This window comes from Pseudomonas migulae NBRC 103157 (genome assembly GCF_002091715.1).
GTDB lineage: Bacteria > Pseudomonadota > Gammaproteobacteria > Pseudomonadales > Pseudomonadaceae > Aquipseudomonas > Aquipseudomonas migulae_A.
Genome location: NZ_BDAG01000013.1, coordinates 16,378 through 42,697, shown reverse-complemented (window position 1 = coordinate 42,697; position 26,320 = coordinate 16,378). Strand labels below are relative to the sequence as shown.

The following is a 26,320-nucleotide window of genomic DNA, read 5'->3' as shown; positions in this document are numbered from 1 at the left end:
CAACGTATTACAGTTATGTGCATCCCTGCGTCACGTAGCCGCATTCCATTGTCCTTGTAGGAAATGTTCACGTCGAGACACATTTGGACACTTTCATGAATGTGCACGAAGGGTTAGGCTGCGCGTTCATTTCGCCAGCACCCAGACAATGCTCCAACAATTTCTGCATGACTTCGGCTACTTTGCCCTTTTTCTCGGCACGTTCTTCGAAGGCGAAACCATTCTGGTGCTCGCAGGCTTCCTCGCGTTCCGTGGATACATGGATATCAACCTGGTGGTGGTCGTGGCTTTTTTCGGCAGTTATGCCGGCGATCAGCTGTGGTACTTCCTGGGGCGTAAGCACGGCCGCAAGTTGCTGGCGCGCAAACCCCGCTGGCAGATGATGGGCGACCGGGCTCTGGAACACATCCGCAGGCACCCGGACATCTGGGTGCTGAGCTTCCGTTTTGTCTATGGTTTGCGCACGGTGATGCCGGTGGCGATCGGCCTGTCAGGCTATCCACCAGGACGTTACTTGTTGTTGAACGGGATTGGCGCCGCGATCTGGGCGAGCGCCCTGGCCGCCGCGGCCTATCACTTCGGCGCGGTACTCGAAGGCATGTTGGGCAGCGTCAAGAAGTACGAGCTATGGGTGCTTGGCGCCCTGCTGGTGCTGGGCTTCGTGCTGTGGCTGCGCCGGCGATTCAAGAATGCCCGTCTGGCGAAGCAGATCTACGCCGACGAGCAGGCCTTGAAAGCCGAACAGGCCAAGGCCGCCGAGGTCAAGACGCCAACCGAGTGAAGCGGTTTCTGCAGCAGTAGAGACCGATTCCGCTGAGCAGGCTGTAACTCAGCAGGCCGACCCAGCCCACCGCGCTGGCCGGCCACAGCCCGACCATCGGCGCCAGCCACACCAGCGGCACATTCGATGCCAGGCGCAGCAGCTCCAGCTTCAACGCCCATGGGCGATTCTCCAGGGCCACGCCCAACGTAAACAGACCCAATGCCACCGCACTCCAGCCGAGCACCAACGCAGCGGTCGGTAAATGCTGCTCGACGTTCATCAAGTAGCTGCCCAGCGCGATGTAGACGCAGAACTGCAGCACGACGTAAATCTGCTGGCGCCCGTCCAGCGGTACTTCGAATTTGCGGAACTGGCTCAAGTCCGGCTTGTTCATCGGGTACTTCGCCGCCACGTCGGCCGGACGCCAACCGGTGCGCATGAACCAGATCCGCAGCTTGTCCCATTTGCTTTCAGCCCGTCGCGCGTCATCCCAGAGCTGCGCGTAAAACTGCACGTTTGCCCACAACGGATTCCAGCTCGCCAGTGGCGTGGTCACGCCGAAAATCACCGGTTCGTTGTCGTCCTCTTCCTGGAACGAGCCAAACAGACGGTCCCAAATAATGAACACCCCGCCGTAGTTGCGATCCATGTAGAGAGCGTTCTGTGCATGGTGGGCCCGATGATTGGACGGCGTGACGAAGAACCACTCGAACCAGCCAAGCTTGGGAATGTGTCGCGTATGCACCCAGAATTGATACAGCAGGTTAAGCGCGGCGACGCTGATGAACACCAGCAGCGGCACGCCGAGCACGGCCATCGGCAGGTAGAAAATCCAGCTCAGCAGAAACCCGGTACTGGTCTGGCGCAACGCCGTGGAGAGGTTGTAGTCCTCGCTCTGGTGATGCACCGAATGCGCCGCCCAGAGAATATTGCGTTCATGGCCCATGCGATGCAGCCAGTAGTAGCAGAAGTCATAGAGGACGAAGGCAAACACCCAGACCCAAACGCTGTCGGCCGAGAGCTCGAACAGCGCCAGGTGCTTGAGGGCAAATGCGTACGTCACCAGCCCCACACCCTTGGTCAACAGGCCCGTGGTGGTGGACAGCACGCCGGTGCTGATGCTGTTGATCGCGTCGGCCACCCGATAATTGCTCACCCCGCGCCAACGGTCGGCCAGCAGTTCGACGGCAATCAGCACAAAGAAGAACGGCACCGCATACAGAATGAAGTCCATGACGCGCCCTGATCGGAATCCTGAGGACAGATCCTATGTTTAGCCGCGAATTAACCCTATGGCAACGAGTGACAAATTAGTGGACATTTAACGCCATGAATCTGGAGAAAAACCCATGAGCAAAAAAATTGCAGTGATCCTTTCCGGCTGTGGTGTCTACGACGGCGCCGAGATCCACGAAAGTGTGATCACCCTGCTGCGCCTGGACCAGCGTGGCGCTCAGGTGCAGTGCTTTGCCCCCAACATCGCGCAATTGCATGTGATCAACCACCTGACCGGCGAAGAGATGCCCGAGACACGCAATGTGCTGGTGGAATCGGCGCGGATCGCCCGGGGCAACATCAAGGATATCCGTGAGGCCGACGTCGAGGATTTCGACGCGCTGATCGTGCCGGGTGGTTTTGGCGCGGCGAAGAACCTGTCGAACTTCGCGATCGAAGGCGCCGGCTGCACGGTTCAACCGCAAGTCCTGGCGCTGGCTGAAGCGTTTGCCGAAGCGGGTAAACCGGTCGGGCTGATCTGCATTTCCCCGGCGCTGGCCGCGAAGATTTATGGGCCGGGCGTGACCTGCACCATCGGCAACGATGCCGACACTGCCGCGGCGATGAACAAGATGGGCGCCACACATGCAGACTGCGCGGTGACGGACATCGTTGAAGACAAGGCGCGCAAACTGGTGAGCACTCCGGCTTACATGCTCGCGCAATCGATCAGCGAAGCCGCGTCAGGCATCAACAAACTGGTCGACCGCGTCCTCGAACTGACCCACGAAAACGACGCCTGACACGGATCAAATGTGGGAGCGGGCTTGCTCGCGCATGCGGTGTATCAGTCAACATCAATGCTGAATGACTCACCGCATTCGCGAGCAAACCCGCTCCCACATTTTGAATATTGCCAGGCTCAAGACTTGCGCGATAACCGCGTGAGTATTCGGTCCAGCGCATTGGCAAACGCCTGCTTCTCACGCTCGCCAAACGGCGCGGGGCCGCCGCTCATCTGCCCCTGTTCACGCAAGTCGGTGAACAGGTTGCGCACCGCCAGCCGATCGCCCATGTTCTGCGCGTCGAACTCCTTTCCCCGAGGGTCCAGCGCTGCAACGCCTTTCTTCACCAGCCGGTCGGCCAGTGGCACGTCGCTGCAGATCACCAGTTCACCGGGCACCGCGTACTCCACCAGATAGTCGTCCGCCGCATCCGGGCCACTCGGCACCACGATCAGCTTTACCAGCGCCAGCCCCGGCTTGATCTGCGGCTGCCCCGCCACCAGCACCACTTCGAACTGGCGCTTGAGGGCGAACTTCACCACCAGATCCTTGGCCGCCCGCGGGCAGGCGTCGGCATCAATCCACACACGCATTGTGTTCCTCCTCTTAAAAGCATCGCGGGCAAGCCCGCTCCCACAAGGTTAGCGTTAATCCCTGTGGGAGCGGGCTTGCCCGCGAATGTGAGCGCAGCGAATGCTTTTAAGAAACCTGCACCCGCCGCTTCTCCGCCATCCAGCTACGACCATACAACACAATAATCGCAATGATCGCCACCGCCTGAGCACTCAGCGAATACGCATCCGCATGGATGCCCAGCCAGTCGAACTCAAAGAACGGCACCGGCCGCGTGCCAAAGATCCCGGCTTCCTGCAACGCCTTCACGCCGTGGCCGGCAAACACCACCGACAGCGCGCACAGCAGCCCGGCATTGATGCTGAAGAACAGCGACAGCGGCAGTTTCGCCGAGCCCCGCAGAATCACCCACGCCAGCCCCACCAGCAGCACCAGCGCCGTGGCACCACCCGCCAACACCGCGTTATGCCCCGCTGGCCCGGCCTGCAACCACAAGGTCTCGTAGAACAGGATCACTTCAAACAGCTCGCGATACACCGAGAAGAATGCCAGCGTCGCAAAGCCGAAACGCCCGCCGCCGCCCACCAGGCTGCTCTTGATGTAATCCTGCCAGGCCGCTGCGTGGCGACGGTCGTGCATCCACACGCCGAGCCAGAGCACCATGACCGCGGCGAACAACGCCGTCGCGCCTTCCAGCAACTCACGCTGCGAGCCACTGACGTCGATCACATACGCCGCCAGCGCCCAGGTCCCCAGACCGGCCAACAGCGCCAGGCCCCAACCGGCGTTGACACTGCGCACCGCCGATTGCTGGCCAGTGTTGCGCAGGAACGCGAGGATTGCCGCCAGCACCAGGATCGCTTCCAGACCTTCGCGCAGCAGAATCAGCAGACCGGAGATGTAGCTCAGCGACCAGCTCAAACCCTCGCTGCCCAGCAGGCCGGCAGATTGCTTCAACCTGGCTTTGGCTGCATCCAGACGCTGCTGGACCTCGGCCACCGGCAAGCCATCCTGCAACGACTGACGGTAGGCCATCAGGGATTTTTCAGTGTCTTTGCGCACGTTGGCGTCGACGTTGTCCAGAGAGCTTTCGACCAGTTCGAAACCTTCCAGGTACGCCGCGACCGACAAGTCATAAGCCTGATCGTGATCGCCGGCGCGATAGGCCGCGACGCTCTTGTCCAGGGTTGCAGCGGTGTAGTCGAGCAGTTGCGCCGGGCCACGTTTGACCTGCGGCGGTTGCGAACGCTGGGCGCGGAAGGTCGCTGCCGCTTGCGGACCTTCGGCGGCCAGCACTTCGGCCGGGGTCTGACGGGCCAGGTCGGCGATGTTGTAGGTTTTTTCGGATTGTGCCGCGGCCGGATCGGCACTGAAGCTGGCGATATAGGTCGCCAGGTCCCAACGCTGACGGTCGTCCAGCTGATCGGCGAAGGCCGGCATGTCTGTGCCTTCTACGCCCATCCCCAAGGTGTTGTAGATCCCGTAGAGGCTCAATCGATCCTGGCGCCCGACGTCGCGCAGATTGGCCGGCGGCGGCGTCAGGCCGACACCGGCCGGACCATCCCCGGCCCCCGTATCGCCATGGCAGACCGAACAATGCTGGGCGTACAGCGGCGCACCCCGGGTCGGATCCGGTGTAATGATCGGCGCCTGACTGACTTCATAAGCCACGGCCAGCTTCGCGCCCAATTGCCGAGTCTGACGGGCGACGTCCGCGCCGTCCTGCCGAGCAGCGATGGCGCTGTGCAGCGTGCTGACGCCCTGCTCCAGCCCCGCCTTTTCCGGTTTGTCCGGCATGGCGGCGATCAAGCCTTGCAGCGCCTTGGTAAATTCCAGCTGCTCGCGGTACTCGGACTCATTGATGACCTTGCCCGCTTGCACAGATTGCGGGTAGTCCGCGCCAATGTAGTCGAGCATATGCAGCGCTTGCGGCGCGCCTTCCACGGTGTCGGCCAGCAGGTTGGAACTGCACAAGGCAAACAGCGGCAATACCAGCCAGGCCAGGAAACGGGACGGGGCAGTCATGAATGAATCTCAATTGGAAATACGAAGTAACACATTGTTCACTTCGAATGAGTTTCACTCAAGCTTTGTTGTGTGAAATGCGGAAGCCGCCGGGGATTCTGTGCCGCTCTTTGTAAGAGCCAGCTTGCTGGCGAAGGCATCAACACGGTGTTACTGAAACACCGAGGCGTGTGCATCGCCAGCAAGCCGGCTCCTACAGTTCTATGACATGGGAACGAAAAAAGGCGACCTCAAGGGTCGCCTTTTTTGTGCCTGACGGTTTTACACCGCCGCTTTGCGCAGCGTCGCCATGAACGCCGCCGCGCCAATGAACAATCCTGCAAAAGTCCGGTTCATGCGTTTTTGCTGCTTGGGCGTGCGCAACAAGCGCAGCACCTTGGACGCCAAACCGGTGTAACCGGCCATGACAATCAGATCCACGCAGACCATGGTCACGCCAATGATCAGGTACTGAATCAGCAGCGGCGCATGCGGGTCGATGAACTGCGGCAATACCGCGAGCATGAACACCAGGGCCTTGGGGTTGCTGATGTTGACCAGGAAACCACGGAACACCAAAGCCATCGGCTTGCCGATCTGGCGCACCGCCGCGTCGTCGCTCATGTCGCTGGGCAGCGCGCGCCATTGCTTGATCGCGAGGTAAACCAGGTACGCCACGCCGAACCATTTGATCGCATAAAACGCGGTGGCCGACGCCGTGAGGATCGCGCCAACACCGGCGCCGACAATCGCGATCTGCACCGCCAGGCCCAATTGCAGGCCCAGGGCGTTCCAGTAACCGCGCCAGAAACCGTACTGCAGACCGCTGGACATCGACGCAATGGCGCCGGCACCGGGAGACAGGCTGATCACCCAGCAGGCCGCAAAAAACGCCAGCCATGTTTGAAGCTCCATCGCACACCTCGACTCAGACTCGTGACAGACGTCTAAGCTAATGCGGCTTTGGGCCGATGACTATCGATTTTTTGCAGGATATTGCGACGGCCGACCAGCGTTTTATGACTCCAGGGCCCCTTCTCGAGCAAGCTCGCTCCCACATTGGATCTTTAGTGAACACAAAATTTGTGAACAACACTGATCAAATGTGGGAGCGGGCTTGCTCGCGAAAGCGGTATGTCAGACAACAGAAGGCTTACTTCTCAAACCCGCCGGACGAAAACACATCCGTACCCCGCCAGCGTCGAACCGAGCGCTGGAAGAACAGGCTATTAGGCACCTGCACCATCGCGCTGCCAGTCCCAAGCTCTTCCGCTTCGACCAGCGTGGTGTAAAGCAGATTGATCGCCACCACCCGGCCTTTGACGCCAGGCTTGTCTGTGGTGTCCACCAACTCGACCACGTCACCGATACGGAAGGGGCCGACGGTAAAGATCAGGATCGCGCAGAGCAGATTGGAGAGCACGCTCCACATGGCGAAAAACGCCACCGCGGCCACCGCGACAAAACCGGACAACGCGGTCCAGAGTACAGTCGCCGACACGCCCAGGCGCTCCAGCACGAAAATCAGTGCACTGCCCATGATCAGCCAGCGCAAACCGCCCCGAAGCGGCATCAGAAACTGCGGCGGAAACGGGTAGCGCTCGCCCAATCGAGTCAGGCATTTAGCGACGACGCGCTGAGCGATATAACCGGCCAGCAGGATCAGCAGAATTTGCACGACCAGCCAGATCGGCTCGACCCACATCGCCGGCAACGGCAGCTTGAAGGCTTCCATCAGGACAGCGCCTCCAGCTCCGCCTGCATGCTTTCGAGCAATTCCAGCGCTTCCATCCAGGCTTCTTCCAACTCGGCTTCGCGCACCTTCAGCTTGGCTTGTTCAGCCAGCAGATCACGCAGGTCGTTCTTGCGCGCCGGCTCGTAAATATCGCTGTCACCGAGGCTGGTATCGATCTTCGCCAGTTTCTCGTGGAGCTTGCCGAGTTCGGCTTCGAGCTTGTCAGCCTCACGCTTGTGCGGCGCCAGTTGCTGACGCAATGCGGCGGCGGCCTGACGCTGGGCCTTCTTGTCAGTCTTGTCCGGATTGACCGGCGTGTTGCTGACCGGGGCATTGCGCTGACGGTAGTCGACCAGCCAACGGGCGTAGTCTTCCAGGTCACCGTCAAACTCCTCGACCTTGCCATCCGCCACCAGATAAAAATTGTCGGTGGTGCTTTTGAGCAAATGACGATCGTGGGAGACCACCAGCACCGCACCACTGAATTCCTGCAGGGCCATGGTCAGCGCCAGGCGCATTTCCAGGTCCAGGTGGTTGGTCGGTTCGTCGAGCAGCAGCAGGTTCGGACGCTCCCAGGCGATCAACGCCAGGGCCAGGCGAGCTTTTTCGCCACCGGAGAAATTCAGTACCGGCTCGTCGATACGCGCACCGCGGAAGTCGAAGCCGCCGAGGAAGTCGCGCAGGGTCTGCTCGCGTTCGGTCGGCGCCAGGCGCTGCAAGTGCAGCAACGGGCTGGCCTTCGAGTCCAGGGAATCAAGCTGATGCTGGGCGAAGTAACCGACGACGGTGTTTTCGCCACGGGTCAGTCGACCGGCCAGCGGCGAGAGCTCGCCGGCGAGGTTTTTGATCAGGGTCGATTTACCCGCACCGTTGGGGCCGAGCAAACCGATGCGCGCGCCAGGCGTCAGTTGCAGTTTGACCTTCTCCAGTACGGCTTTGTCGCCGTAGCCCAGGCGGGCGTCGGACAGGTCGATCAGTGGGCTGGAAATCTTCGTCGACTCGCGGAAGACGAAGTCGAACGGCGAATCGACGTGAGCGGCGGACAACTCTTCCATCCGCTCCAGCGCCTTGATCCGGCTCTGGGCCTGACGGGCCTTGGTCGCCTGGGCCTTGAAGCGGGCGATGTAGCTTTCCATGTGCGCACGTTGCGCCTGCTGCTTTTCGTAGGCCTGTTGCTGCTGGGCCAGACGTTCGGCACGGGCGCGTTCGAAAGCGCTGTAACCACCGCGATAGAGCGTGATCTTGCGTTGATCGACATGGGCCACATGATCGACCACGGCATCGAGGAAATCCCGGTCGTGGGAAATCAGCAGTAAGGTGCCGGGATAGCTTTTCAGCCATTCTTCGAGCCAGATGATGGCGTCGAGGTCCAAGTGGTTGGTCGGTTCGTCGAGCAGCAACAGGTCCGAGGGGCACATCAATGCCTGCGCCAGGTTCAGACGCATCCGCCAGCCACCAGAGAAATCTCCTACCTGACGATCCATCTGCTCGTTGGTGAACCCCAGGCCAGCCAGCAGCTTGCGGGCGCGAGCATCGGCGGTGTAACCGTCGGCGCTGTCGAGTTCCGAGTGCAGACGGGCCTGAGCAGCACCGTCATGGGCCGCTTCGGCTGCGGCGAGGTCACGTTGCACCTCGCGCAGGCGCAGGTCGCCATCGAGCACGTAGTCGACCGCCAGGCGTTCGAGCGTCTCGATTTCCTGGCGCATGTGGGCGATACGCCAGTCGGCCGGCAGGAAGCAGTCACCCGAGTCCGGGTGCAGCTCGCCCCGAATCAAGGCGAACAGGCTCGATTTGCCGGCGCCGTTGGCACCGATGAGGCCGGCTTTGTGGCCGGCGTGCAGGGTCAGCTCGGCGTCTTCTAGCAGACGTTGCGGGCCACGCTGTAAAGTCAGGTTCTGAAGTCGAATCATAATGGCGGCGGAGTCTACCAGCTTCGCTCGCAACTGGCGCGAGTAGCACTATGTCCTCTGACCTGTGGAGCTTTTCCCTTGGCACTTACGCCCGTCCTGGCGTTGAAGCCGCATGCCTGACCTTGCAGTCGGCGGGGGTGAATGTGTGCCTGTTGTTGTGTGGGCTGTGGCTCGGGAAGCGAGGAATCGCCTGCAACGAACAACGATTGCAGCAGCTTCGCAACGTGGCTGAACCCTGGGACACGGATGTCGTTCGACCGCTGCGCGCCTTGCGCCTGCAATGGAAAGTCATCGCGACTGGAGATGCGGAACTGAACGCGTTACGCGAACAAGTGAAAGCGCTGGAGCTGGAAGCCGAACGGCATCTGTTGTTGCGACTGGAGCGATCGGCGCAGAGTTGGCCGCAGAATGAGGCGACCGATTTATCGGCCTGGCTTGAGGGTGTGGCGGCGAACGCCGCCCACCCGGACCGCGACGCGCTGCATCAGCTGCGCGTCGCGGCAACCGGCACTTAGGAAGCGCTGGTTGGGGTGATGCTTGTGCTCGACGGTGCCACTGGCGTTGGCGCAGTGGTGGCTGTCGAGGTGGAGGCTGCTGGTGCAGGAGCGGCCGAAGCGGATGGCGTCGGCGCTGGCGTCGCTGGTTTGGCAGCAGGAGCCGGGGCTGGCTTGGCAACGGCGGCCGGTTTTTTCACGGCTGGTTTTGCCGCCGGTTTGGCTGCAGCTGGTTTGGCTGCGGCTGGTTTTGCGGCTGTCGCTGGTTTGGCGGCGGCTGGCTTGGCAGCAGCCGTTTTTGCAGCTGGTTTTGCGGCCGGTTTAGCAGCGGGTTTCGCGGCTGGCTTGGCAGCGGTCTTTGCCGCGACTGGTTTTGCAGCAGGCTTGGCAACAGGTTTCGCAGCGGCGGTTTTAGCGGCTGGTTTGGCAGCTGCAGTTTTCGCCGCAGCAGGTTTGGCAGCAGCGGTTTTTGCAGCCGGTTTAGCGGCCGCGGTTTTCGCCGCAGCAGGTTTGGCAGCGGCGGTTTTTGCAGCCGGTTTTGCAGCCGCAGTTTTCGCCGCAGCAGGTTTGGCGGCAGCGGTTCTTGCAGCCGGTTTAGCGGCGGCTGTTTTGGCAGCGGCTGGCTTGGCGGCAGGTTTGGCGGCGGCCGATTTAGCAGCCGGTTTTGCAGCGCTGGCAGCGACCGGTTTTTTCGCCGCAGGCTTGGCGGCAGGTTTTGCTGCAGCTTTCACCGGCGCCTTGGCAGCAGGTTTGGCCGGTGCTTTTGCAGCAGCCGGTTTGGCAGCGGCTTTCTTGGCGGGGGCCGCAGCAGGCTTGGCCGAACGCAGGGACAACGCCTTGCCGACAGCCTCTTGTACACGACCGACGCCCTGGGCCAGTTTCAGGCTTTCTTGAGCATCGCGCTTGAGTTGCAGAATGTAGGCGCGGGTCTCGGACTGACGATCCTTGAGGGAGTCGAGCAAGTCTTCGAGTTGCTTCACTCCGTCCTTCGCCTTGGCTTGTGCCTTGGCCTTGCCGGCCGCCGCAGCGTCCTGCAATTTGGTGCGGGATTTGTGCAATTTCTCCTGCGCTTTTCCTCGCTGTTTTTCCAGTTTGGCGAGCAGTTTTTCAGCATCAGCCAAGGCTTGTGAACAAGCGGTTTCCAAATGCTCGAGCAGGCTGCCCGAGAGTTGTTGGAGTAAGTGCAACGGGGTATTTACAGGCTTCTTGGTGGCCGACATGGTTTACCTCCTGGCTGACGTGGGTGCGGCTCATACTAGACCTCTGCTGCTACCGCCGCTAGGGCATGTTGACAGTATCGAAAGCGCTGCGTTGCAACGGATCGAAAATCTTCCGGGCTTGCGTAAAACAAGTTCACTGTCGCACGCATTCACACTGGCATAATCTGCCGCATCTCAGGTCGGAGAGTGCCGATGTCGCGCTACCTTTTTTTATCGCTGTGCGTGTTTTTTTCCGTGGCCCAGGCCGCCGAAAAAACCACGGCAAATGAAGCTCACGATCTCGCGTACAGCCTGGGCGCAAGCCTCGGTGAGCGCCTGCGCCAGGAGGTTCCCGACCTGCAACTTCAGGCACTGGTCGAAGGATTGCAGCAAGCCTATCAAGGCCAACCCCTAGCCCTGAAAGATGAGCAGATCGAACAGATTCTGGCCGAGCATGAAGCGCAGGTTGCTTTGCAACAGAGCGCACCGCAGAGCGAAGTCGCCCTCGAAAAAGAGAAACGTTTTCTCGCGGTGGAAAAAGCCAAACCCGGTGTACGCGAACTGGCCGATGGTGTGTTGCTGACCGAGCTGGTGCCAGGTACCGGCGCGAAAGCCGGTCCGAATGGCAAGGTCCAGGTCCTGTACATCGGTCGCCTGCCCGACGGTACCGTGTTCGATCAGAACAGTCAGCCGCAGTGGTTCAGTCTCGACAGTGTGATCAGCGGATGGCGCAGCGCCCTGCAAAACATGCCGGTCGGTGCGAAGTGGCGGCTGGTGATTCCATCGGCGCAGGCCTATGGCGCCGACGGTGCCGGCGACTTGATCGAGCCATTCACGCCGCTGGTATTCGAAGTCGAATTACGCGGTGCCACCGGCTGAACAGCGCAAACGAAAAACGGCGCGCATAAGCGCACCGTTTTTTAAGGGTGTTGCCGGAAGGGGTTCAGGCTTGAACCGAATCCTCTTCCTTGTGAGCGGTGTGCAGCACTTCGATCAGGCAGTCTTCCAGTTCGAAGCGTTCGTGCAACAGGCCACCCAGTTCCTTGAATTTCTCTGCCACGCACTTGCCTGCATCGCACAGGTCATTGAACGCGAGCAGCTTCTCGGTGATGACGTCGATACGCGGGTAGATCGTCTCGGCCAACTCGAGGCCGCGAGTGTCGCCAAATGCCTTGGCTTCGCCCGTCAGCTGTTCGTAGATCTCGAAGTGCCCGGCAGACACGTAATCGACCAGCACGCCGCAGAATTCCTGCAATGGCTTGCGGTTCTCGCCCAGAGCCTCAGGCTTGGCGCCGAGAGCATCATAGGCCCGAACCAGTTCGTGACGCTCCTGCAACCAGCGATCGATCAGCAGATGCACTCCACCCCAGCGTTCCTGAGCATTCTGACAACTTTCGAGCATGGTGATCTCTCTTCCCTTGTGGGTCATGCTGCCCTACACCTGTCGCACACTTGAAGATCAAGAATCGGCCAGGCAGAGCGTCATTCGAGCAACACAATTCCAATGACACGTGCGGGCCAGATTATGCCCGCGCGACTGTGGCTTCAAGGTACGCAGGAGATAAAGTTCATACAAGTGTTTAATCGCCCGCCAGCGCAGGGTGCGACGACTCGCCGCTGAGCGGTCGCCGCCAAGCGATCCAGACAACGCGCAGCAGTTGCTGAACACTGAGAATTGTCATCGCGACAAAGAACAGCAGGCTCCACTCCGGCAGGCTCAGATCGAACAGCGTCCATGAAATCCGGGCGCAGTCCGCCGTACCGTTGAACATCTGCTGCACAACGTAAACCCAGGGATTGCTTGCGAACAGGTCGGCCAGATCGGGCGAACACGTGGACAGCTGTTGCAGTGGGTCGCCTTGCAACAACACCTGACGCCACGCTGTCACGGTTCCCGTCAGACTGCAGAGCAAACCCAGTAGCCAATACAGGGAAGAACCAAAACGGCCGGGCCCATGCACCGAAGCCATCAGACAGACACCCGTGAGCAACGCCAGACACATCCGCTGCATCAGGCACATGCCGCACGGCTGGAGGCCGACCGCATATTCCAGGTAATAGGAAACGCCCAAGGCCAGGGCGCCGGCAACGAAAACCATGAAAAACAAGGAGCGTGAGCAGGCCAGCGACATGGCTTTTCCGTACCAGTAGAGACAAGTGGTTACGGTAGAGGAAAGCGCGCCAGCCTTACAAGACGGGTCAGCAGGGACACTTCAACAGAAGTGTAGGGAATTCCCGACAGAATCGAGAGGATCAGAGGTAGCCCTCTGTAGGACTATGCCGATCACCTTGGACAATTGTAGGAAAGCGCCACAAATCGCTTACGCGTGGCGAGTGGGCGTGCCCCCGCTCGACCGCAAAGCGGTCGAATCGTGGATGGGTTTTAAACGAATAAATGGGCGTGTCGGTTCAGGGCTGCTGCGCAGCAGCCCAGCGGGGGCAAGCTCCGTCGCCACACACAATCAGGCGTGAACCGGAACGGGCAACGGCGCTGCCAACAGGCGTTCATCCAAGAGGCCGAGGCCTTCCTGAAACAGCTGATTACTGCGCTCGGTGTCACCCAGTTGTGCCAGCAATCGCGCCAGCTCCGCACAGGCTTCCGGGTTGCGCTGCACGCGCAGGCTGCTTTCCAGATAATCCCGGGCCTTGCCCCACAGACTGTTTTGCAGACACAGGCGACCCAGTGTCAGCAACAGGCTCGGGTCGGCCGGATGGTTTTTCAGCCAACCCTCGGCGGTTTGCAGCTGACGTGCCGGATCACTGCCACGAACCAGTCCGTAAAGGCGCGCCAGATGGCTGTCGTAGTTACGCTTGAGCGCCGTTCGCAGAACCTCTTCGGCCTCTACCTGGGCACCGACTTGTCGAAGCTGCTCGGCATACGCCAATACCAGTTGCGGTTCCTGGCGCTGCGCCGAGGTGAGTTGCTGCCAGGCGCGGTTGAGCGATTGCAATCCGACGGTTCCGTCTTCTTCCCGACGCGCTGCCAGGGACAGGTTCTCCCCCCAGGCCCGGCGCTCCAGTTCGGCCAGCTCGGCCGGCGGCAGCACCTTGTCCTTGCGCAGCTCCGGCAGCAGGCGAATCACGGCGGACCAGTCACCGCGTTGCTGATGCAAACGCTGCAACTGGCGCAAGGTCTGGACGTTATGAGGGTGACGCTCATGCATGGCCTGCAAGGTCACCAGGGCACCGTCGGTGTCGCCGCGATCGGTCTGCAGTTGAGCGTGGCTCAAGGCGATCGCCAACTCGGCCTGGGGTTGGCGTTCCAGCGCACGCTCCAGCAAGTTGTCGCTTTCCTCGTAGTGGCCTTGTTCGTTGGCGGCGCGAGCAGCGCCGAGGTAGTAAAGCAATGGCTGGCGCTCGGCTTCGGCGGCGCGATGCAAATGACGCTGTGCGCTGGCCCAGCGACCTTCGGCCAGGTCCAGCTGACCGTGTTCGATCGCCACTTGAACCCGACGGCTGCGATTGCGCCGCGACCAGGGATTGACCACGCCGCTGGAGGTCGTGACCAGTTCGACCAACGCCTTGATGCCCCAGAACACCAGCCACAACACCGCCACCAGGGCCAGAGTCGCCCACAGGCTCGATTCGAAACGGAAGCTCTTGTAAGCGATCAGCACGTAGCCGGAATGCTCGGCAATCGCCAACCCCAGAGCGGCGGCAGCGGCGATGACCAGAAACACGATCACATAGAGACGCTTCATGGCGTGGCCTCCTGCTGAGTGCTTGCGGCAGGCTTGGCCATCGGTTTGATCGAGTCCTCGGCGTTGACGTTGCGTCGCTCGAGATAGCCCTGAACCGCGCTGAGCGTGCCGGTCAGGTCTGGCGTGACGACAGTGACCGGCTGCTTGCTCAGCTCGACCACCTGCTCAAGCATCACTTTGCTCTGCGGGTTGTCCGGATTGAAGTTGCCTTTGAGCACGTCCCGCGCCTCGTCCAGTGCCTGGGTGTAAACCGCGGCCTGACCGTTGAGTGCCGCCCACTGCGCCTGTTCCAGCGCCAGGCTCAGGGCCAGACGCACTTGACTCAGGCTTTGGCCTGCAAGCAGCGGACGCACATTTTTATCGGCGTTGAAATCGATGCGAATGTAACGCGAGATCTGATCCCACCACTGCGCCCAACGGCTCGCGCCGTCGCCATCGGCGGTCAGGCCCAGCAGGGATTCGCCACGGTCCTTGTACTCGGGCGCCAGCTCGGTGAGGTTGATCACCTGATCGCGCAGCGCACCCAGTCGCAGGAAAAGACCGGTGCGATCCGGCTGTTCGGTGCTGCGCAAGGCGACCAGGGTTTTCGCCACTTGCTCGCGTGCGGCAAAGGAACCCGGGTCGTTCTGTTCGCGAAGAATTTCGTCGGCGCCCTGCACCAGGGCCTGAGCGCTGCTGATGTCCTGCAACGCCGAAAGCCGCAGGCTGGCCAGACGCAGCAAGTGCTCGGCCTCGGCCAGACGCCAGTCCTTGCGACTCGCGCCGAGGACGGTTTCCAGACGTTGATTCAAACGCTGCTGATCGCCTTGCAGTTGAATCACCAGACGACTGCGAGCGTCCAGCTCTTCAGCGGCAGGCATTTGCTCAAGCCGTGCACTCAGGCGCTGTTCGTTCAACTTCAGACTTTGCGCCTGATCGTTCAGCGCCTGCACCTGGCTCAACTGCTGCTGCGTGCTGGCTTGCAGGTGACGCACCTGCCAGACGCCCCAACCGCCCACCGCCACACCGGCGGCGCCCAACAGCAACGCGACTATTGCCAGCCCGTTGCCTCGGCGCTGCCCGACAGCAGGTGGCGCAGTTTCAACCGGAGCTTCAGCCGGCGCATCAAGCACTGGCTTCACGTCATCTTTAGGCAAGGCTGTTTCGTTCACGTATCCATCCTTTGCATTAGAGAACGGGTTCGGGATGCTCCCGCAACGCCGTTAGCAAAGCCGCGGCACTGGCGCCGCGACAATCCACAACTGTTTGGGCCCCGGCGGCACGTGCCAGCTCGGCGACCCTGGGGCTTGGAACAAACAACGGCAACCGCGCCAATTGCGGCCAGGCAGCGCCGGCCAATTGGTGCAGGTGCTCAAAACCCTGTCCACTGCTGACCACCAGCCCGTTCAAGCGTTCCGCCTTGATACGCTCCGGCAGTGCTGCTGGCGGGTACTGCGGCAGTTCGCGGCGGTACAGCTCCAGATACTCGACACTAGCACCAAGCTCGCGCAAACGCTCAGCGAGCAACTCGCGGCCGCCCTCTCCCCGCATGATCAACACCCGTGGATCGGGTCGTGCGACAGCCTCACGCAACGACGCAAGCTCCAGCAAGGCTTCACTGTCATCACCTTCGGACGGGAAACTCGCGTCCAACCCGTGATCATCGAGGATCTGTGCAGTCGCGGCGCCCACGCTGAACCACTTCAGGCGGGGTGGCTGCGGCCAATATTGACTAACCAGATCCACCGCGATTCTGGCGGCCGGCTTGCTGACCACGATTACCGCGCAGTACCGATCCAGATGCTGAATCACCTCGCGCATTGTGTCAGAGGCGGGAATCGCTTCAATTTCCAAAAGCGGCAAACGGCTGCTGAAAATCCCCGCTTCGGCCAAAACCTCGCTCAGCGCCACCGACTCATCCGCGGGACGGGTCAGCAGCAGGCGCCAACCCGTCACTCGTGACCTGCCTCGCCGTAGACCGCTTTCAGAATGTCATTGGCGCCCTGATTCAGCAGGTCTTCGGCCACTTGCACACCCAAGGCTTCTGCATCGCTGCGCGGCGCACGAGCCTCGGCGCTGAGCAGCAGGCCGCCGCTCGGATCGCCCACCAGACCGCGCAACCAGATCTGCTCGCCTTCCAGCACGGCGTAGCAGGCGATCGGCACCTGGCAACCGCCATTCAGATGTTTGTTGAGCGCACGTTCGGCCGTCACGCGGGTGGCGGTGTCCTGATGGTGCAGAGGTGCCAGCAAGGCGTGGATTTCAGTGTCGGCGGTGCGGCATTCGATACCGACGGCACCCTGGCCACCGGCCGGCAGGCTGTCGTCGACGCTGATGGCCGAGGTGATTCGTTCTTCGAAGCCCAGGCGAATCAGGCCGGCAGCCGCGAGGATGATGGCGTCGTATTCACCGGCATCAAGCTTGGCCAGGCGCGTGTTGACGTTGCCGCGCAGGAAACGGATTTCCAGGTCCGGGCGACGGGTCAACAACTGGGCCTGTCGACGCAGGCTGGAGGTGCCGACGATGCTGCCTTGTGGCAGTTCATCGAGGCTGGCGTAGGTATTGGAGACGAATGCATCACGCGGGTCTTCTCGCTCGCAGATGCAGAACAGGCCGAGGCCTTCGGGGAAGTCCATCGGCACGTCTTTCATCGAATGCACGGCGATGTCGGCTTCGTTCTCCAGCAGCGCGGTTTCCAGTTCCTTGACGAACAGGCCCTTGCCACCGATTTTCGATAGCGGCGAGTCCAGCAGCTTGTCGCCGCGACTGACCATGGGTACCAGTGTCACGAGCAAACCCGGATGGGCCGCTTCAAGACGGGCTTTGACGTATTCGGCCTGCCACAGGGCGAGAGCACTTTTGCGGGTGGCGATGCGGATTTCGCGAGAGGACATGGATCAATCCGTACTGAATAGATACGGCGGATAATAACAGCTCAGTCAAATCCACTTTGACTTGTATCAGGTATTGCCTGGCCTCCCTGGCCCCGGATGTCCGGCAATCGGGTGAGAAATTCGCCTGCGGATGGCGAATTAAAGCTGTTGCATCATTTTGCGCACACCCGCCACATGGCGTCGGCTGACGATCAGGGCATCGCCGTTCAGGCCTTTGAGAAACAGCTGAAAGTGTCCCAGCGGCGTGCGTTGCAGGCGCTCGATGCGTTCGCGAGCGACCAGGGCGTTGCGGTGGATGCGCACGAATCGGTCACCGAATTCATCTTCAAGGGCCTTGAGCGGTTCATCCAGCAGCACTTCGCCGCCTTCATGGCGCAAGGTCACGTATTTATGGTCAGCAATGAAGTAGACCACCTGACCCAACGGGATCAGCTCAATACCCTTACGGGTACGCGCGCTGATATGGCTGCGCGGGCCGCTGCCGGTTTCGGCGGCGGGACGGGTCAAAGCCGCAAGCTGGACACGATTGGGTCGCTCGGCTTTTTTCAACGCATCATGCAATTGTTCTGTACGCACAGGTTTCACCAGATAGCCTACGGCGCTGGCCTGTAAGGCTTCCACGGCAAATTCATCGGGCCCTGTGCAAAACACCACGGCAGGCGGGGTTTCACGTTCGCACAATCGGGCAGCCACTTGCAGGCCATCGAGGCCGGGCATGCGGATATCGAGCAAAACGATATCCGGCTTGTGGCTGTCGATCAGTGCCAACGCTTCTTCGCCGTTCGTAGCGCTGGGCTCCAGGACGCTGTATCCCTCGAGTTCGCCGACCATTCGGCTCAGGCGCTCGCGGGCAAGGGGTTCGTCATCAACGATCAGGACATTCATATTGCGCTGGATTCCTGCGTGAGTCTCGCACAAGGATAGCGTAGACAAGTGGAGTGACGTCCGTCACCGCGATCCACGCTAAGACTAGCGCGAAGGCCAAAAAGTGCCGCCCGTCCGACTGCTAAATTTTTATTCGCCGGGCAATCGGCGGTTGGCGAGGCATCGCCGTAGGGTTTGCTGATACACAATATGAACACCCCCTCTTCTTATTAGTCCGCTGAAGCGCCGAAAATTGCGCTGGTCCTACTGTCCAACTGTAGACGGTTGCCGGGACGTTATTACTCAATTGAAAAATATCGTTGCGCAATTCAGACCTCGCTGGCTTCGAGCATAGGCCCGGGCACGAGAAAAAAACGTGTCGACCAGTGTCAGCGACAGGATTGGCAACCCTGTTATTATCCGCGACAGCTTTCAACGCCATCTTTCTTCAGCCGATACGAGCGAATTCATGAGCACTGACAAGACCAATCAGTCCTGGGGCGGCCGCTTCAGTGAACCCGTCGACGCCTTCGTCGCCCGCTTCACCGCCTCCGTCACCTTCGACCAGCGCCTGTATCGCCACGACATCATGGGCTCGATCGCCCACGCCACCATGCTGGCCAAGGTCGGCGTGCTGACCGATGCCGAGCGCGACAGCATCACCGATGGCCTGAAGACCATCCAGGGTGAAATCGAGGCCGGCCAGTTCGACTGGCGCATCGACCTCGAAGACGTACACATGAACATCGAAGCGCGCCTGACCGACCGCATCGGCGTGACCGGTAAAAAGCTGCACACCGGTCGCAGCCGTAACGACCAGGTCGCCACCGACATCCGTCTGTGGCTGCGTGACGAGATCGACCTGATCCTGGCGGAAATCACCCGCCTGCAAAAAGGCTTGCTGGAACAGGCCGAGCGCGAAGCCGGCAGCATCATGCCGGGCTTCACCCACCTGCAAACCGCGCAGCCGGTGACGTTCGGTCACCACATGCTGGCCTGGTTCGAAATGCTCAGCCGCGACTACGAGCGTCTGGTCGACTGCCGCAAGCGCACCAACCGCATGCCTTTGGGCAGCGCCGCGCTGGCAGGCACCACTTACCCGATCGACCGCGAGTACACCGCACAACTGCTGGGCTTCGACGCCGTGGGCGGCAACTCGCTGGACAACGTGTCCGATCGTGACTTCGCCATCGAGTTCTGCTCGGCCGCGAGCATCGCGATGATGCACTTGTCGCGCTTTTCCGAAGAGCTGGTGCTGTGGACCAGCGCGCAATTCCAGTTCATCGATCTGCCGGACCGCTTCTGCACCGGCAGCTCGATCATGCCGCAAAAGAAAAACCCGGACGTGCCAGAACTGGTGCGCGGCAAGACCGGCCGAGTCTTCGGTGCGCTGATGGGCCTTCTGACCCTGATGAAAGGCCAGCCACTGGCCTACAACAAGGACAATCAGGAAGACAAAGAGCCGCTGTTCGACGCCGCCGACACCTTGCGCGATTCGCTACGAGCCTTTGCCGACATGATCCCGGCGATCAAACCCAAGCACGCGATGATGCGCGAAGCGGCCCTGCGCGGTTTCTCTACCGCCACCGACCTGGCGGACTACCTGGTGCGTCGCGGCCTGCCGTTCCGTGACTGCCACGAAATCGTTGGCCATGCCGTGAAGTACGGCGTGGAAAGCGGCAAGGACCTGGCGGAGATGAGCCTGGAAGAGCTGCGCAAATTCAGCGACCAGATCGATCAGGACGTGTTTGCCGTGCTGACCCTGGAAGGTTCGGTAAATGCCCGTGACCATATCGGCGGGACTGCGCCGGCACAGGTCAAGAAGGCGGTCGCTCGCGGTCAGGCGTTGCTCGCCAGCCGTTAAGCCGCCAAAAGCTTCGCGAACAAGCCCGCTCCCACACTGGGCATGTGGTGTTCACAAAGTATGTGTTCACCATCAATCCAATGTGGGGGCGGGCTTGCTCGCGAAAGCGACCTGAAGGACGCTACAAATCTACTTCTTGGACGCGACCATCGCCATGAACGCTGGCATCGCCGCTTCCTTGTCCGCCGCAATCCGCTGTGCGTTCGGATTCCGCTCCAGACGCTCCAGTAGCGCCTTGGCCGCGGGCATATCCGCCAACAGGTCGATACCGAACAGCTTCTGCCCCACGGCACAGGCCAGCGGCACGCTGTACAGGAAATACAAATCTGCAAGGCTCAGGCTGTCGCCCGCGACATAAGGGGCAAACTTGCCGTGCCGTCCAAGCGAGGCAAAACCCAGCAGCAACTCGGTCTTGGTCTTGTCCTTGATCGCATCCGGCACCGGCATGCCGAAAAACGCTTCGCCGAAGCAGGCGCGAGCCGGCAGTTCGATGTACAACTCGATTTCCTTGGCCAGCGCCAGGGCCTGCGCCCGCTCGAAGGGATCGCTCGGCAACAGCGGTGTACCCTTTTGTGTTTGCTCGATGTATTCGAGAATCACGGCGGTTTCGTTGACGAAACCTTGCTCCACACCCAGCACCGGCACCTTGCCACGCGGGCTGATGGCCAGCGCCTCAGGGCTTGTACCTGCATAAAACGGCACTTCCTCGAACGGCAGTCCTTTTTCCAGCAGCGCCAGTTTCACCATGTTGTAGTAATTGCTGACGGAAAATCCATAAAGCTTGAGCATCACATAGCCTCCGGGCCGTGCGGGGTTGGCAGTGCCTGCTTTATAGAATGCCAAGGCGTTTCTCGCCAGCAGCATCATGGCGCTGAATGCAGGTAAACTGGCCGCCTTTCCTTGAGGAGCCTGCCATGAGCGAGCCAACCCCCGACAACAACCAGGACGATATCGACGAAGAAGAGTTCGCCGAAAACACTCTGGTCGAAGCCATCGAAAACCAGATCGAAAGCGACAATCCGCCTGCCGCCAAGGCGACCTTCAACAAGTTGACCCTGGTGGGCTACGAGCGTGAAGAAATCCTCAACCTGATGGCTCACGTTTTGGCGGTGGAAATCGACGCGATCCTCGAAGAAGACCGCGCGTTCAACACCGAATGGTACGAAGCGGCGCTGCGCGCGCTGCCAGAGTTGCCGCCGGAAAAGAAATAAGCCCGACACCTGTGGCGAGGGGATTTATCCCCGTTGGGTCGCGGAGCGGCCCTAAAACCAGTGATCGCGGTGTTTCCAGTAAATCGCGCTCACAGGTTTTACGACTGCTGCGCAGCCGAACGGGGATAAATCCCCTCGCCACAATGAGCTCCACAGTGCCATTCGCTCATTGCACACAAATTGTCACCCATCGATCCTGCCTCCCCCCAGACCCTGACTACACTGGAACGCACCCCGCTGCCGCACCACCCGCTGGGGAATGCTTCCCAAGGTGAAAAACCCTGTCGCGAGCACTGGACATGCCGCACGAGTGGGATCACCTTAGGGGCGCTGTCGTCCAATTCCTAGAAAGTCTGGAGTCCTTATGTCGCTTACCCCTGAGTTGGTTGCCGAACTGGAAATCCTCGCACTCTTCAACCTGGACAGTTCCCAGGAAGGTTTGAAAATTCATCAGACCGCTGCCCCGAAAGCCATTGCTGCCGCTCGACGCCTGTACGAAAAAGAACTGATCGACCAGCCCGATGGCGGTTATCTGACCAGCCTGGGTCGTGATGCCGCACAAAATGTGCAAACCGTCCTGACTATTCTGAGCGTCCAGGAAACCGCCTGAGCATCACCGCATCGCCCACGGAAACCCCTGCTACGGGATTTCCGCGGGCACACTTCGTTGCACGACGATAGAAATCTGACGTCAAAAAACAAAATCCGCTTAAACGTCCCGCGACCGAGGCGCTAAACTGCCCTTCATTCTGAGACCTCCGACGTCCGAGCCCCGCGAGCCGGTTTGAGCTGACATGACCCGCACCCATGAAATCCGCCCTGATCTGGACGAGGGGATCGACCGCAAGGTTCTCAGCCAGCTGCGCGCACGCTTTTTAAAACTCAACGAGGGCCGCATGGCCCGCGCCATGGAAGGGTTGTCGACCCGCCAGCAAGGGGTACTGACCCTGCTGCCACTGTTTTTCCACGTCAATCATCCGTTGTTGCCGGGTTACGTTTCAGGCAGCACGCCCGCCGGGCTGTCGAACTTCGAGCCTGACGCCAATGCCCTGGCCGAAGCACAGCGCCTGACCCGCTCGTTTTCATACAAGCCGCGCCACGGCAGCAATCCGCCGCGACCGATTCACGGCCTGTTCCTGATGGGCAGCCTTGGCACCCTCGCCCAGGCCGATCAAAGCGACATGGACGTCTGGGTCTGTCACTCGCCGAACTTGAGCGAAAGCGAACTCAACGAACTCCGTAAAAAGTGCCAATTGCTCGAAACCTGGGCCGCGAGCCAGGGCGCCGAGGCGCATTTCTTCCTGATCGACCCGGCCCGCTTCGTGCTCGGCGAGCGGGACAATCAACTGAGCTCGGAAGACTGCGGCACCACCCAACATTTTCTGCTGCTGGACGAGTTCTACCGCACCGCGATCTGGCTGGCCGGACGCACGCCGATCTGGTGGCTGGTGCCGGTATACGAAGAGGCCGCCTACGACCGCTACACCCACGCGCTACTGTCCAAACGCTTTATCCGCGCAGACGAAACCCTTGATCTGGGGCATCTGGCGTACATCCCGCCCGGAGAATTCATTGGTGCCGGACTTTGGCAGCTGTTCAAGGGCATCGAGTCCCCCTACAAGTCGGTGCTCAAACTGTTGCTGATCGAGGTCTACGCCAGCGAACACCCCAGGGTTCAGTGCCTGAGCCTGCGTTTCAAGCAAGCGGTGTTTGCCAATCGGCTCGACCTCGACGAGCTGGACCCGTACGTCGTGGTCTACCGGCGCATCGAGGAATACCTCACCGCCCGGGGCGAACCGGAGCGTCTGGAGCTGGTACGCCGTGCGCTGTACCTGAAGGTCAACCGCAAACTCACCGGTAGCAGTCGCACCCAGAGTTGGCAGCGCTCGTTGCTGGAACGCCTGGCCCAGGAATGGCACTGGGATCATCGGCAACTGGCCCTGCTCGACAGTCGCAGTCAGTGGAAAGTCCGCCAGGTCAGCACTGAGCGCCGGGCATTGGTCAACGAACTGAATTACAGCTACCGCTTCCTGACCGAATTCGCCCGCAGCGAACAGACCGTCAGCCTGATCAACAAGCGCGACCTCAACGTGCTGGGGCGACGTCTATATGCGGCGTTCGAGCGCAAGGCGGACAAGGTCGAGTTCATCAACCCGGGCATCGCCCCGGACCTGGCCGAAGACACCCTGACCCTGGTGAACGCGCCCAACAAGAAAGAATCGGGGCAAACCCAGTGGGGCTTGTACAACGGCAGCCTGACCGCCCACGAGTGGGAGCACTTCGCGCCGATCAAGCGCAGCCGCCAATTGCTGGAGTTGCTGACCTGGTGCCATCGCAACGGTGTCATCGACAGCAGCACCCGCCTGGCCTTGCATCCCGGCGAGAGTGATCTGAGCGAGTTCGAACTGTTCAACCTGCTTGGCAGCCTGCAACAGAGCATCGCCCTGCCCTTGCCCACCGTCGCTGAAGAACCCTTGTTGCGCGCCAGCGTGCCGAGCGAGGTGCTGATTCTGGTGAACGTCGGCGTCGACCCGCTCAAGCATCACCGCGACCTGAACATCCTGATGACCACCGAGCGCACCGACTCCCTGAGTTACGCCGGGGTCCGGGAAAACCTGGTGCTGACCCTCGACCAAGTCACGCTCAACAGCTGGAACGAAGTGCTGGTCAATCGCTTTGACGGCCCCCATGCCCTGCTCGACTGCCTGCGCGATTACCTCAATAACCTGCCGAACGGGCCGCGCCAGCCCAAGTTACGCGTACGTTGCTTCTGCCATAACCGAGCGCAGTTCATCGCGCAGCGGGTCGAAGAAGTAATCGACACCGCGCAGAACCTGCTGCTGAGCAGACTCAACCACCGCTACCTGATTCAGGTCCAGCAGCATTACCACGTGCTGGAACTGGTGCCGGGGCAGGTCAATCACGTCGCCCTCGCCACCCTGCCAGCGCTGTTCGATTACCTGGGCGAAGAGCTGGCGAGCTACAGCCCGCTGCACCTGGACCCGATGGCGCTGGAAGATCAGGACCTGGCGCTGATTCTGCCCATGGGCCAGCCAGACTGTATTCAGGTGTTCTACCGGGTTCACGATGACCAGGCCGACCTGTACGTGATGGATGAATTCAATGCCTTGTGGCAGCAGCGTTTGCCCTATCACGACGAACAAAGTCTACTGGTGCCGCTGCAACGCTTCCTGCAATCGATCCAGTACCGGCGCGATGCCTTGCTGCCGATGGACGCTGCCCAGCCATTGAGCCTGGACACGCTGTATTACCAGCTGTTGCCATCCGGCCCTGGGCGAGCCCGTCGGGTCGAACCCAGAACTGCACCGCAAACCCCGGTCAACAAACCGTTCTACGACGTGCAGGCGATCGTCGGCAAAGCCGCACCAGGCGAGGTGCAGGTCACGTTGTATTGCAATCAGCGGGAATTTTCAGAGCTGGAACATGGCGAGCAACTGTTCAGCGTGGTCGCCCGGGAAATCGTCGAGCAGCGCCGCGAAACCGAACGCTATCGCTGCTACATCACCGACCTGGACCTGTCGGGCCTGCTCGGTGATGGTCAGAGTTCAAGCAATTTGTATTTGCGCTACAAGGCCGATCTGGAGCGCGCATTGAACGACGCGCTCGAGCGGGTCTGAGGGAGGGTTATTCCGGGAAGTCGCCGCCATTGGCTGGCTGCGATTCGACTTCAAGCAGGGTTAGCTTGAGGGTTTTGCCGCCCGGTGCGGGCCAATCGATGTGCTGTCCGACTTTCAGGCCGAGCAATGCACTGCCCACCGGCGCCAGGATGGAAATCTTGCCTTCGTCAGCGTTGGCATGCTTGGGGTACACCAACGTCAGGTGATAGTCCTTGCCACTGCTTTCTTCACGGCAGTGCACTTTGGAGTTCATGGTCACGACGTCTGCAGGCACTTCTTCGTGACTGACCAGCGTATCGGCGCGATCCAGTTCGGTTTGCAGCGCGATAACGCCCGGCAGCGTGTCGTCCAGGCTGTCGATCAGGCGTTCCAGACGTTGAACGTCCAGACGAGTAAGGGTGATGGAAGGTGCGGTCATGATGAAGGCAGACTCCTTTCTTCTGCACAGAAAAAGCAAAACCCCGCCAGAAAAAGGCGGGGTTTTCACGAGCCTCGATGGGTTGAGGCGTTTCTGGACACTATCACAGCTCAATAAATATACAAGTCAGGGGGAGAGGAGCTTCGGACGTGCGGGGAGAAACTCTGTGGCGAGGGGGCTTGCCCCCGTTCGGTTGCGAAGCAGTCGTGAGCTTTTGGGGCCGCTTCGCGACACAACGGGGGCAAGCCCCCTCGCCACAAAAGTCTTATGCCAAGGTTTTGCGCTGGACGGCCTGGGCGCAGATCACACGGCGGCGATCATCATCCGCCGAGCGCCATTCGCGGATGTCTTCGACGTGGCGAAAACACCCCAGGCAGACCTTCTGTTCATCCAGCCGACACACGCCGCTGCACGGCGAAGGCACCGCCGGGCTGACATTGCTGTAAAGCGGTTTGGGCGGACGAACGGGGGCAGGCTGGGTCACGATCTCACAGACCTTCGAAATCGAGTTCGACGTCGGCTTGCTGCTTGACGATGCGCTCAAGCATCTCGCCGAGCTGCTCTTCGCTCTTGTCGCACATCCAGCGCTCGCTCTCTTCGTCGTAATCGAAGTGGAAACCGCCGGACACCGCCGCCAGCCACAGCTGACGCAGGGGTTCCTGGCGGCTGAAGATCAACTGGCTGCCGTTTTCGAACTTGACGGTGAGCACACCGGCCGAGCTCTCCAGGTCGATATCCAGGTCGCTCTCATCGAAAATATCCTCCAGCGATTGCTGGGTGGCATCGACCAGATCGTGGAAACGGGCTTCGGTCAAACTCATTGCGGCAACCTCAAAAAGTGTCTGTTCACGCTCAAGCGCCGCAAGATACGGGCGAGCCCCGGTGATTGCAAAGGATAACGACCAAGCACCGATATAGGTACATCAAACGCGGTCCCTGTGGGAGCGGGCTTGCTCGCGAAAGCGGTGGCTCAGTCAACAAAGCTGTTGAATGTGCCGACCCCTTCGCGAGCAAGCCCACTCCCACAAGGGTTGCGTGATACCGACTGATCTCTGGCAAGCCCCGCCGGACGG

At 60.7% G+C, this 26,320-nt stretch carries 26 protein-coding genes and 1 pseudogene; 8 read left to right on the top strand and 19 right to left on the bottom strand.

Annotation, left to right across the window (positions count from 1 at the left end):
• The first annotated feature begins 148 nt into the window (after positions 1-148).
• Positions 149-781 (top strand): DedA family protein, encoded by a 633-nt coding sequence (locus PMI01S_RS12340; RefSeq protein WP_084320272.1) that lies wholly within the window; start codon positions 149-151, stop codon positions 779-781.
• Here PMI01S_RS12340 and PMI01S_RS12335 read toward each other — a convergent pair.
• On the bottom strand, positions 762-1,997 hold the full coding sequence (locus PMI01S_RS12335) for a sterol desaturase family protein (RefSeq protein ID WP_084320270.1): 1,236 nt from the start codon (positions 1,995-1,997) through the stop codon (positions 762-764). The genes PMI01S_RS12340 and PMI01S_RS12335 overlap by 20 nt on opposite strands.
• 115 nt (positions 1,998-2,112) lie before the next feature.
• Between PMI01S_RS12335 and elbB the strand changes: the two genes are divergently transcribed.
• Complete coding sequence (elbB, locus tag PMI01S_RS12330) at positions 2,113-2,781, top strand: isoprenoid biosynthesis glyoxalase ElbB (protein WP_084320268.1); 669 nt, start codon at positions 2,113-2,115, stop codon at positions 2,779-2,781.
• 119 nt (positions 2,782-2,900) lie between these two features.
• On the opposite strand, the gene PMI01S_RS12325 is transcribed toward elbB, so the two are convergent.
• The 5 genes from PMI01S_RS12325 to PMI01S_RS12305 form a co-directional block, all read right to left on the bottom strand.
• On the bottom strand, positions 2,901-3,356 hold the full coding sequence (locus tag PMI01S_RS12325; protein WP_084320266.1) for a YaiI/YqxD family protein: 456 nt from the start codon (positions 3,354-3,356) through the stop codon (positions 2,901-2,903).
• 106 nt (positions 3,357-3,462) lie between these two features.
• Positions 3,463-5,361 (bottom strand): FTR1 family protein, encoded by a 1,899-nt coding sequence (locus tag PMI01S_RS12320; RefSeq protein ID WP_084320264.1) that lies wholly within the window; start codon positions 5,359-5,361, stop codon positions 3,463-3,465.
• Positions 5,362-5,622: 261 nt separating this feature from the next.
• Positions 5,623-6,255, bottom strand: a complete 633-nt coding sequence (gene rhtB / locus PMI01S_RS12315; RefSeq protein ID WP_084320262.1) for a homoserine/homoserine lactone efflux protein — start codon at positions 6,253-6,255, stop codon at positions 5,623-5,625.
• 238 nt (positions 6,256-6,493) lie between these two features.
• Positions 6,494-7,075, bottom strand: coding sequence for a mechanosensitive ion channel family protein (locus PMI01S_RS12310; protein WP_084320260.1), 582 nt, complete (start codon positions 7,073-7,075; stop codon positions 6,494-6,496).
• Complete coding sequence (locus PMI01S_RS12305) at positions 7,075-8,985, bottom strand: ATP-binding cassette domain-containing protein (RefSeq protein ID WP_084320259.1); 1,911 nt, start codon at positions 8,983-8,985, stop codon at positions 7,075-7,077. The genes PMI01S_RS12310 and PMI01S_RS12305 overlap by 1 nt, the downstream gene beginning before the upstream one ends.
• Before the next feature lie 50 nt (positions 8,986-9,035).
• On the opposite strand from PMI01S_RS12305, the gene PMI01S_RS12300 reads away from it, so the two are divergent.
• Positions 9,036-9,500, top strand: a complete 465-nt coding sequence (locus PMI01S_RS12300; protein ID WP_084320257.1) for a TIGR02444 family protein — start codon at positions 9,036-9,038, stop codon at positions 9,498-9,500.
• Here the strand turns inward: PMI01S_RS12300 and PMI01S_RS12295 are convergent.
• Entirely contained in the window at positions 9,497-10,699 is a 1,203-nt protein-coding gene (locus PMI01S_RS12295; RefSeq protein ID WP_084320255.1) for an AlgP family protein, read from the bottom strand. The genes PMI01S_RS12300 and PMI01S_RS12295 overlap by 4 nt on opposite strands.
• A 192-nt stretch (positions 10,700-10,891) precedes the next feature.
• Here PMI01S_RS12295 and PMI01S_RS12290 point away from each other — a divergent pair, with 192 nt between their 5' ends.
• Positions 10,892-11,557 (top strand): FKBP-type peptidyl-prolyl cis-trans isomerase, encoded by a 666-nt coding sequence (locus PMI01S_RS12290; protein ID WP_084320253.1) that lies wholly within the window; start codon positions 10,892-10,894, stop codon positions 11,555-11,557.
• Positions 11,558-11,621: 64 nt separating this feature from the next.
• Here the strand turns inward: PMI01S_RS12290 and PMI01S_RS12285 are convergent, their stop codons facing one another.
• From PMI01S_RS12285 to PMI01S_RS32400, 8 genes and pseudogenes are all read right to left on the bottom strand, one after another.
• Positions 11,622-12,080: an Rsd/AlgQ family anti-sigma factor gene (locus tag PMI01S_RS12285; protein WP_007899333.1), complete on the bottom strand. Its 459-nt coding sequence runs from the start codon at positions 12,078-12,080 to the stop codon at positions 11,622-11,624.
• Between the two features lie 178 nt (positions 12,081-12,258).
• Entirely contained in the window at positions 12,259-12,810 is a 552-nt protein-coding gene (locus tag PMI01S_RS12280; RefSeq protein ID WP_084320251.1) for a disulfide bond formation protein B, read from the bottom strand.
• 330 nt (positions 12,811-13,140) lie between these two features.
• The gene (locus PMI01S_RS12275; RefSeq protein WP_084320250.1) at positions 13,141-14,379 is read right to left on the bottom strand and encodes a heme biosynthesis protein HemY; all 1,239 of its coding nucleotides are present in this window, start codon (positions 14,377-14,379) and stop codon (positions 13,141-13,143) included.
• Complete coding sequence (locus PMI01S_RS12270; RefSeq protein ID WP_084320248.1) at positions 14,376-15,530, bottom strand: uroporphyrinogen-III C-methyltransferase; 1,155 nt, start codon at positions 15,528-15,530, stop codon at positions 14,376-14,378. Before PMI01S_RS12270 ends, PMI01S_RS12275 begins: the two co-directional genes overlap by 4 nt.
• A gap of 16 nt (positions 15,531-15,546) precedes the next feature.
• Positions 15,547-16,314 carry a uroporphyrinogen-III synthase gene (locus PMI01S_RS12265; protein WP_084320246.1) on the bottom strand — a complete coding sequence of 256 codons (768 nt, stop codon included), beginning with the start codon at positions 16,312-16,314 and terminating at the stop codon, positions 15,547-15,549.
• Complete coding sequence (hemC, locus tag PMI01S_RS12260; RefSeq protein WP_084320244.1) at positions 16,311-17,252, bottom strand: hydroxymethylbilane synthase; 942 nt, start codon at positions 17,250-17,252, stop codon at positions 16,311-16,313. The genes PMI01S_RS12265 and hemC overlap by 4 nt, the downstream gene beginning before the upstream one ends.
• 138 nt (positions 17,253-17,390) lie before the next feature.
• A complete protein-coding gene (locus tag PMI01S_RS12255) occupies positions 17,391-18,137 on the bottom strand; it encodes a LytR/AlgR family response regulator transcription factor (protein ID WP_008024350.1) in 747 nt (248 codons plus the stop codon).
• A pseudogene (locus PMI01S_RS32400) lies at positions 18,134-18,343 on the bottom strand (sensor histidine kinase); the annotation flags it as partial. The pseudogene PMI01S_RS32400 and the gene PMI01S_RS12255, both read right to left, overlap by 4 nt.
• A gap of 242 nt (positions 18,344-18,585) precedes the next feature.
• Between PMI01S_RS32400 and argH the strand changes: the two are divergent.
• Entirely contained in the window at positions 18,586-19,980 is a 1,395-nt protein-coding gene (gene argH, locus PMI01S_RS12250) for an argininosuccinate lyase (protein ID WP_017341432.1), read from the top strand.
• A 129-nt stretch (positions 19,981-20,109) separates the two neighbouring features.
• Here the strand turns inward: argH and PMI01S_RS12245 are convergent, their stop codons facing one another.
• Positions 20,110-20,769 (bottom strand): glutathione S-transferase family protein, encoded by a 660-nt coding sequence (locus PMI01S_RS12245; protein ID WP_084320394.1) that lies wholly within the window; start codon positions 20,767-20,769, stop codon positions 20,110-20,112.
• Positions 20,770-20,894: 125 nt separating this feature from the next.
• Between PMI01S_RS12245 and PMI01S_RS12240 the strand changes: the two genes are divergently transcribed.
• From PMI01S_RS12240 to PMI01S_RS12230, 3 genes are all read left to right on the top strand, one after another.
• Complete coding sequence (locus PMI01S_RS12240) at positions 20,895-21,191, top strand: hypothetical protein (RefSeq protein ID WP_017341434.1); 297 nt, start codon at positions 20,895-20,897, stop codon at positions 21,189-21,191.
• 364 nt (positions 21,192-21,555) lie between these two features.
• The gene (locus PMI01S_RS12235; protein ID WP_084320242.1) at positions 21,556-21,801 is read left to right on the top strand and encodes a TIGR02647 family protein; all 246 of its coding nucleotides are present in this window, start codon (positions 21,556-21,558) and stop codon (positions 21,799-21,801) included.
• A gap of 184 nt (positions 21,802-21,985) precedes the next feature.
• Positions 21,986-24,829: a class I adenylate cyclase gene (locus tag PMI01S_RS12230; protein ID WP_084320240.1), complete on the top strand. Its 2,844-nt coding sequence runs from the start codon at positions 21,986-21,988 to the stop codon at positions 24,827-24,829.
• A gap of 7 nt (positions 24,830-24,836) precedes the next feature.
• On the opposite strand, the gene rnk is transcribed toward PMI01S_RS12230, so the two are convergent.
• The 3 genes from rnk to cyaY all read right to left on the bottom strand — a co-directional run bounded on the left by rnk (position 24,837) and on the right by cyaY (position 26,068).
• On the bottom strand, positions 24,837-25,247 hold the full coding sequence (rnk, locus tag PMI01S_RS12225; protein WP_084320238.1) for a nucleoside diphosphate kinase regulator: 411 nt from the start codon (positions 25,245-25,247) through the stop codon (positions 24,837-24,839).
• 265 nt (positions 25,248-25,512) lie between these two features.
• The gene (locus PMI01S_RS12220; protein ID WP_084320236.1) at positions 25,513-25,731 is read right to left on the bottom strand and encodes a DUF1289 domain-containing protein; all 219 of its coding nucleotides are present in this window, start codon (positions 25,729-25,731) and stop codon (positions 25,513-25,515) included.
• A gap of 4 nt (positions 25,732-25,735) precedes the next feature.
• Positions 25,736-26,068, bottom strand: coding sequence for an iron donor protein CyaY (gene cyaY / locus PMI01S_RS12215; RefSeq protein WP_084320234.1), 333 nt, complete (start codon positions 26,066-26,068; stop codon positions 25,736-25,738).
• Positions 26,069-26,320 lie beyond the last annotated feature (252 nt).

Excerpts from the sequence above, each read along its gene's own strand:
- PMI01S_RS12285 (WP_007899333.1), bottom strand. The coding sequence starts at position 12,080 with ATGCTCGAAAGTTGTCAGAATGCTCAGGAACGCTGGGGTGGAGTGCAT.
- PMI01S_RS12300 (WP_084320257.1), top strand. The coding sequence starts at position 9,036 with ATGTCCTCTGACCTGTGGAGCTTTTCCCTTGGCACTTACGCCCGTCCT.
- PMI01S_RS12280 (WP_084320251.1), bottom strand. The coding sequence starts at position 12,810 with ATGTCGCTGGCCTGCTCACGCTCCTTGTTTTTCATGGTTTTCGTTGCC.
- PMI01S_RS12295 (WP_084320255.1), bottom strand. The coding sequence starts at position 10,699 with ATGTCGGCCACCAAGAAGCCTGTAAATACCCCGTTGCACTTACTCCAA.
- PMI01S_RS12245 (WP_084320394.1), bottom strand. The coding sequence starts at position 20,769 with ATGCTCAAGCTTTATGGATTTTCCGTCAGCAATTACTACAACATGGTG.
- PMI01S_RS12310 (WP_084320260.1), bottom strand. The coding sequence starts at position 7,075 with ATGGAAGCCTTCAAGCTGCCGTTGCCGGCGATGTGGGTCGAGCCGATC.
- PMI01S_RS12290 (WP_084320253.1), top strand. The coding sequence starts at position 10,892 with ATGTCGCGCTACCTTTTTTTATCGCTGTGCGTGTTTTTTTCCGTGGCC.
- cyaY (WP_084320234.1), bottom strand. The coding sequence starts at position 26,068 with ATGAGTTTGACCGAAGCCCGTTTCCACGATCTGGTCGATGCCACCCAG.
- rhtB (WP_084320262.1), bottom strand. The coding sequence starts at position 6,255 with ATGGAGCTTCAAACATGGCTGGCGTTTTTTGCGGCCTGCTGGGTGATC.
- PMI01S_RS12240 (WP_017341434.1), top strand. The coding sequence starts at position 20,895 with ATGAGCGAGCCAACCCCCGACAACAACCAGGACGATATCGACGAAGAA.
- PMI01S_RS12325 (WP_084320266.1), bottom strand. The coding sequence starts at position 3,356 with ATGCGTGTGTGGATTGATGCCGACGCCTGCCCGCGGGCGGCCAAGGAT.
- PMI01S_RS12255 (WP_008024350.1), bottom strand. The coding sequence starts at position 18,137 with ATGAATGTCCTGATCGTTGATGACGAACCCCTTGCCCGCGAGCGCCTG.
- PMI01S_RS12235 (WP_084320242.1), top strand. The coding sequence starts at position 21,556 with ATGTCGCTTACCCCTGAGTTGGTTGCCGAACTGGAAATCCTCGCACTC.
- argH (WP_017341432.1), top strand. The coding sequence starts at position 18,586 with ATGAGCACTGACAAGACCAATCAGTCCTGGGGCGGCCGCTTCAGTGAA.
- elbB (WP_084320268.1), top strand. The coding sequence starts at position 2,113 with ATGAGCAAAAAAATTGCAGTGATCCTTTCCGGCTGTGGTGTCTACGAC.
- hemC (WP_084320244.1), bottom strand. The coding sequence starts at position 17,252 with ATGTCCTCTCGCGAAATCCGCATCGCCACCCGCAAAAGTGCTCTCGCC.
- PMI01S_RS12335 (WP_084320270.1), bottom strand. The coding sequence starts at position 1,997 with ATGGACTTCATTCTGTATGCGGTGCCGTTCTTCTTTGTGCTGATTGCC.
- PMI01S_RS12320 (WP_084320264.1), bottom strand. The coding sequence starts at position 5,361 with ATGACTGCCCCGTCCCGTTTCCTGGCCTGGCTGGTATTGCCGCTGTTT.
- PMI01S_RS12305 (WP_084320259.1), bottom strand. The coding sequence starts at position 8,985 with ATGATTCGACTTCAGAACCTGACTTTACAGCGTGGCCCGCAACGTCTG.
- PMI01S_RS12275 (WP_084320250.1), bottom strand. The coding sequence starts at position 14,379 with ATGAAGCGTCTCTATGTGATCGTGTTTCTGGTCATCGCCGCTGCCGCC.
- PMI01S_RS12340 (WP_084320272.1), top strand. The coding sequence starts at position 149 with ATGCTCCAACAATTTCTGCATGACTTCGGCTACTTTGCCCTTTTTCTC.
- rnk (WP_084320238.1), bottom strand. The coding sequence starts at position 25,247 with ATGACCGCACCTTCCATCACCCTTACTCGTCTGGACGTTCAACGTCTG.
- PMI01S_RS12230 (WP_084320240.1), top strand. The coding sequence starts at position 21,986 with ATGACCCGCACCCATGAAATCCGCCCTGATCTGGACGAGGGGATCGAC.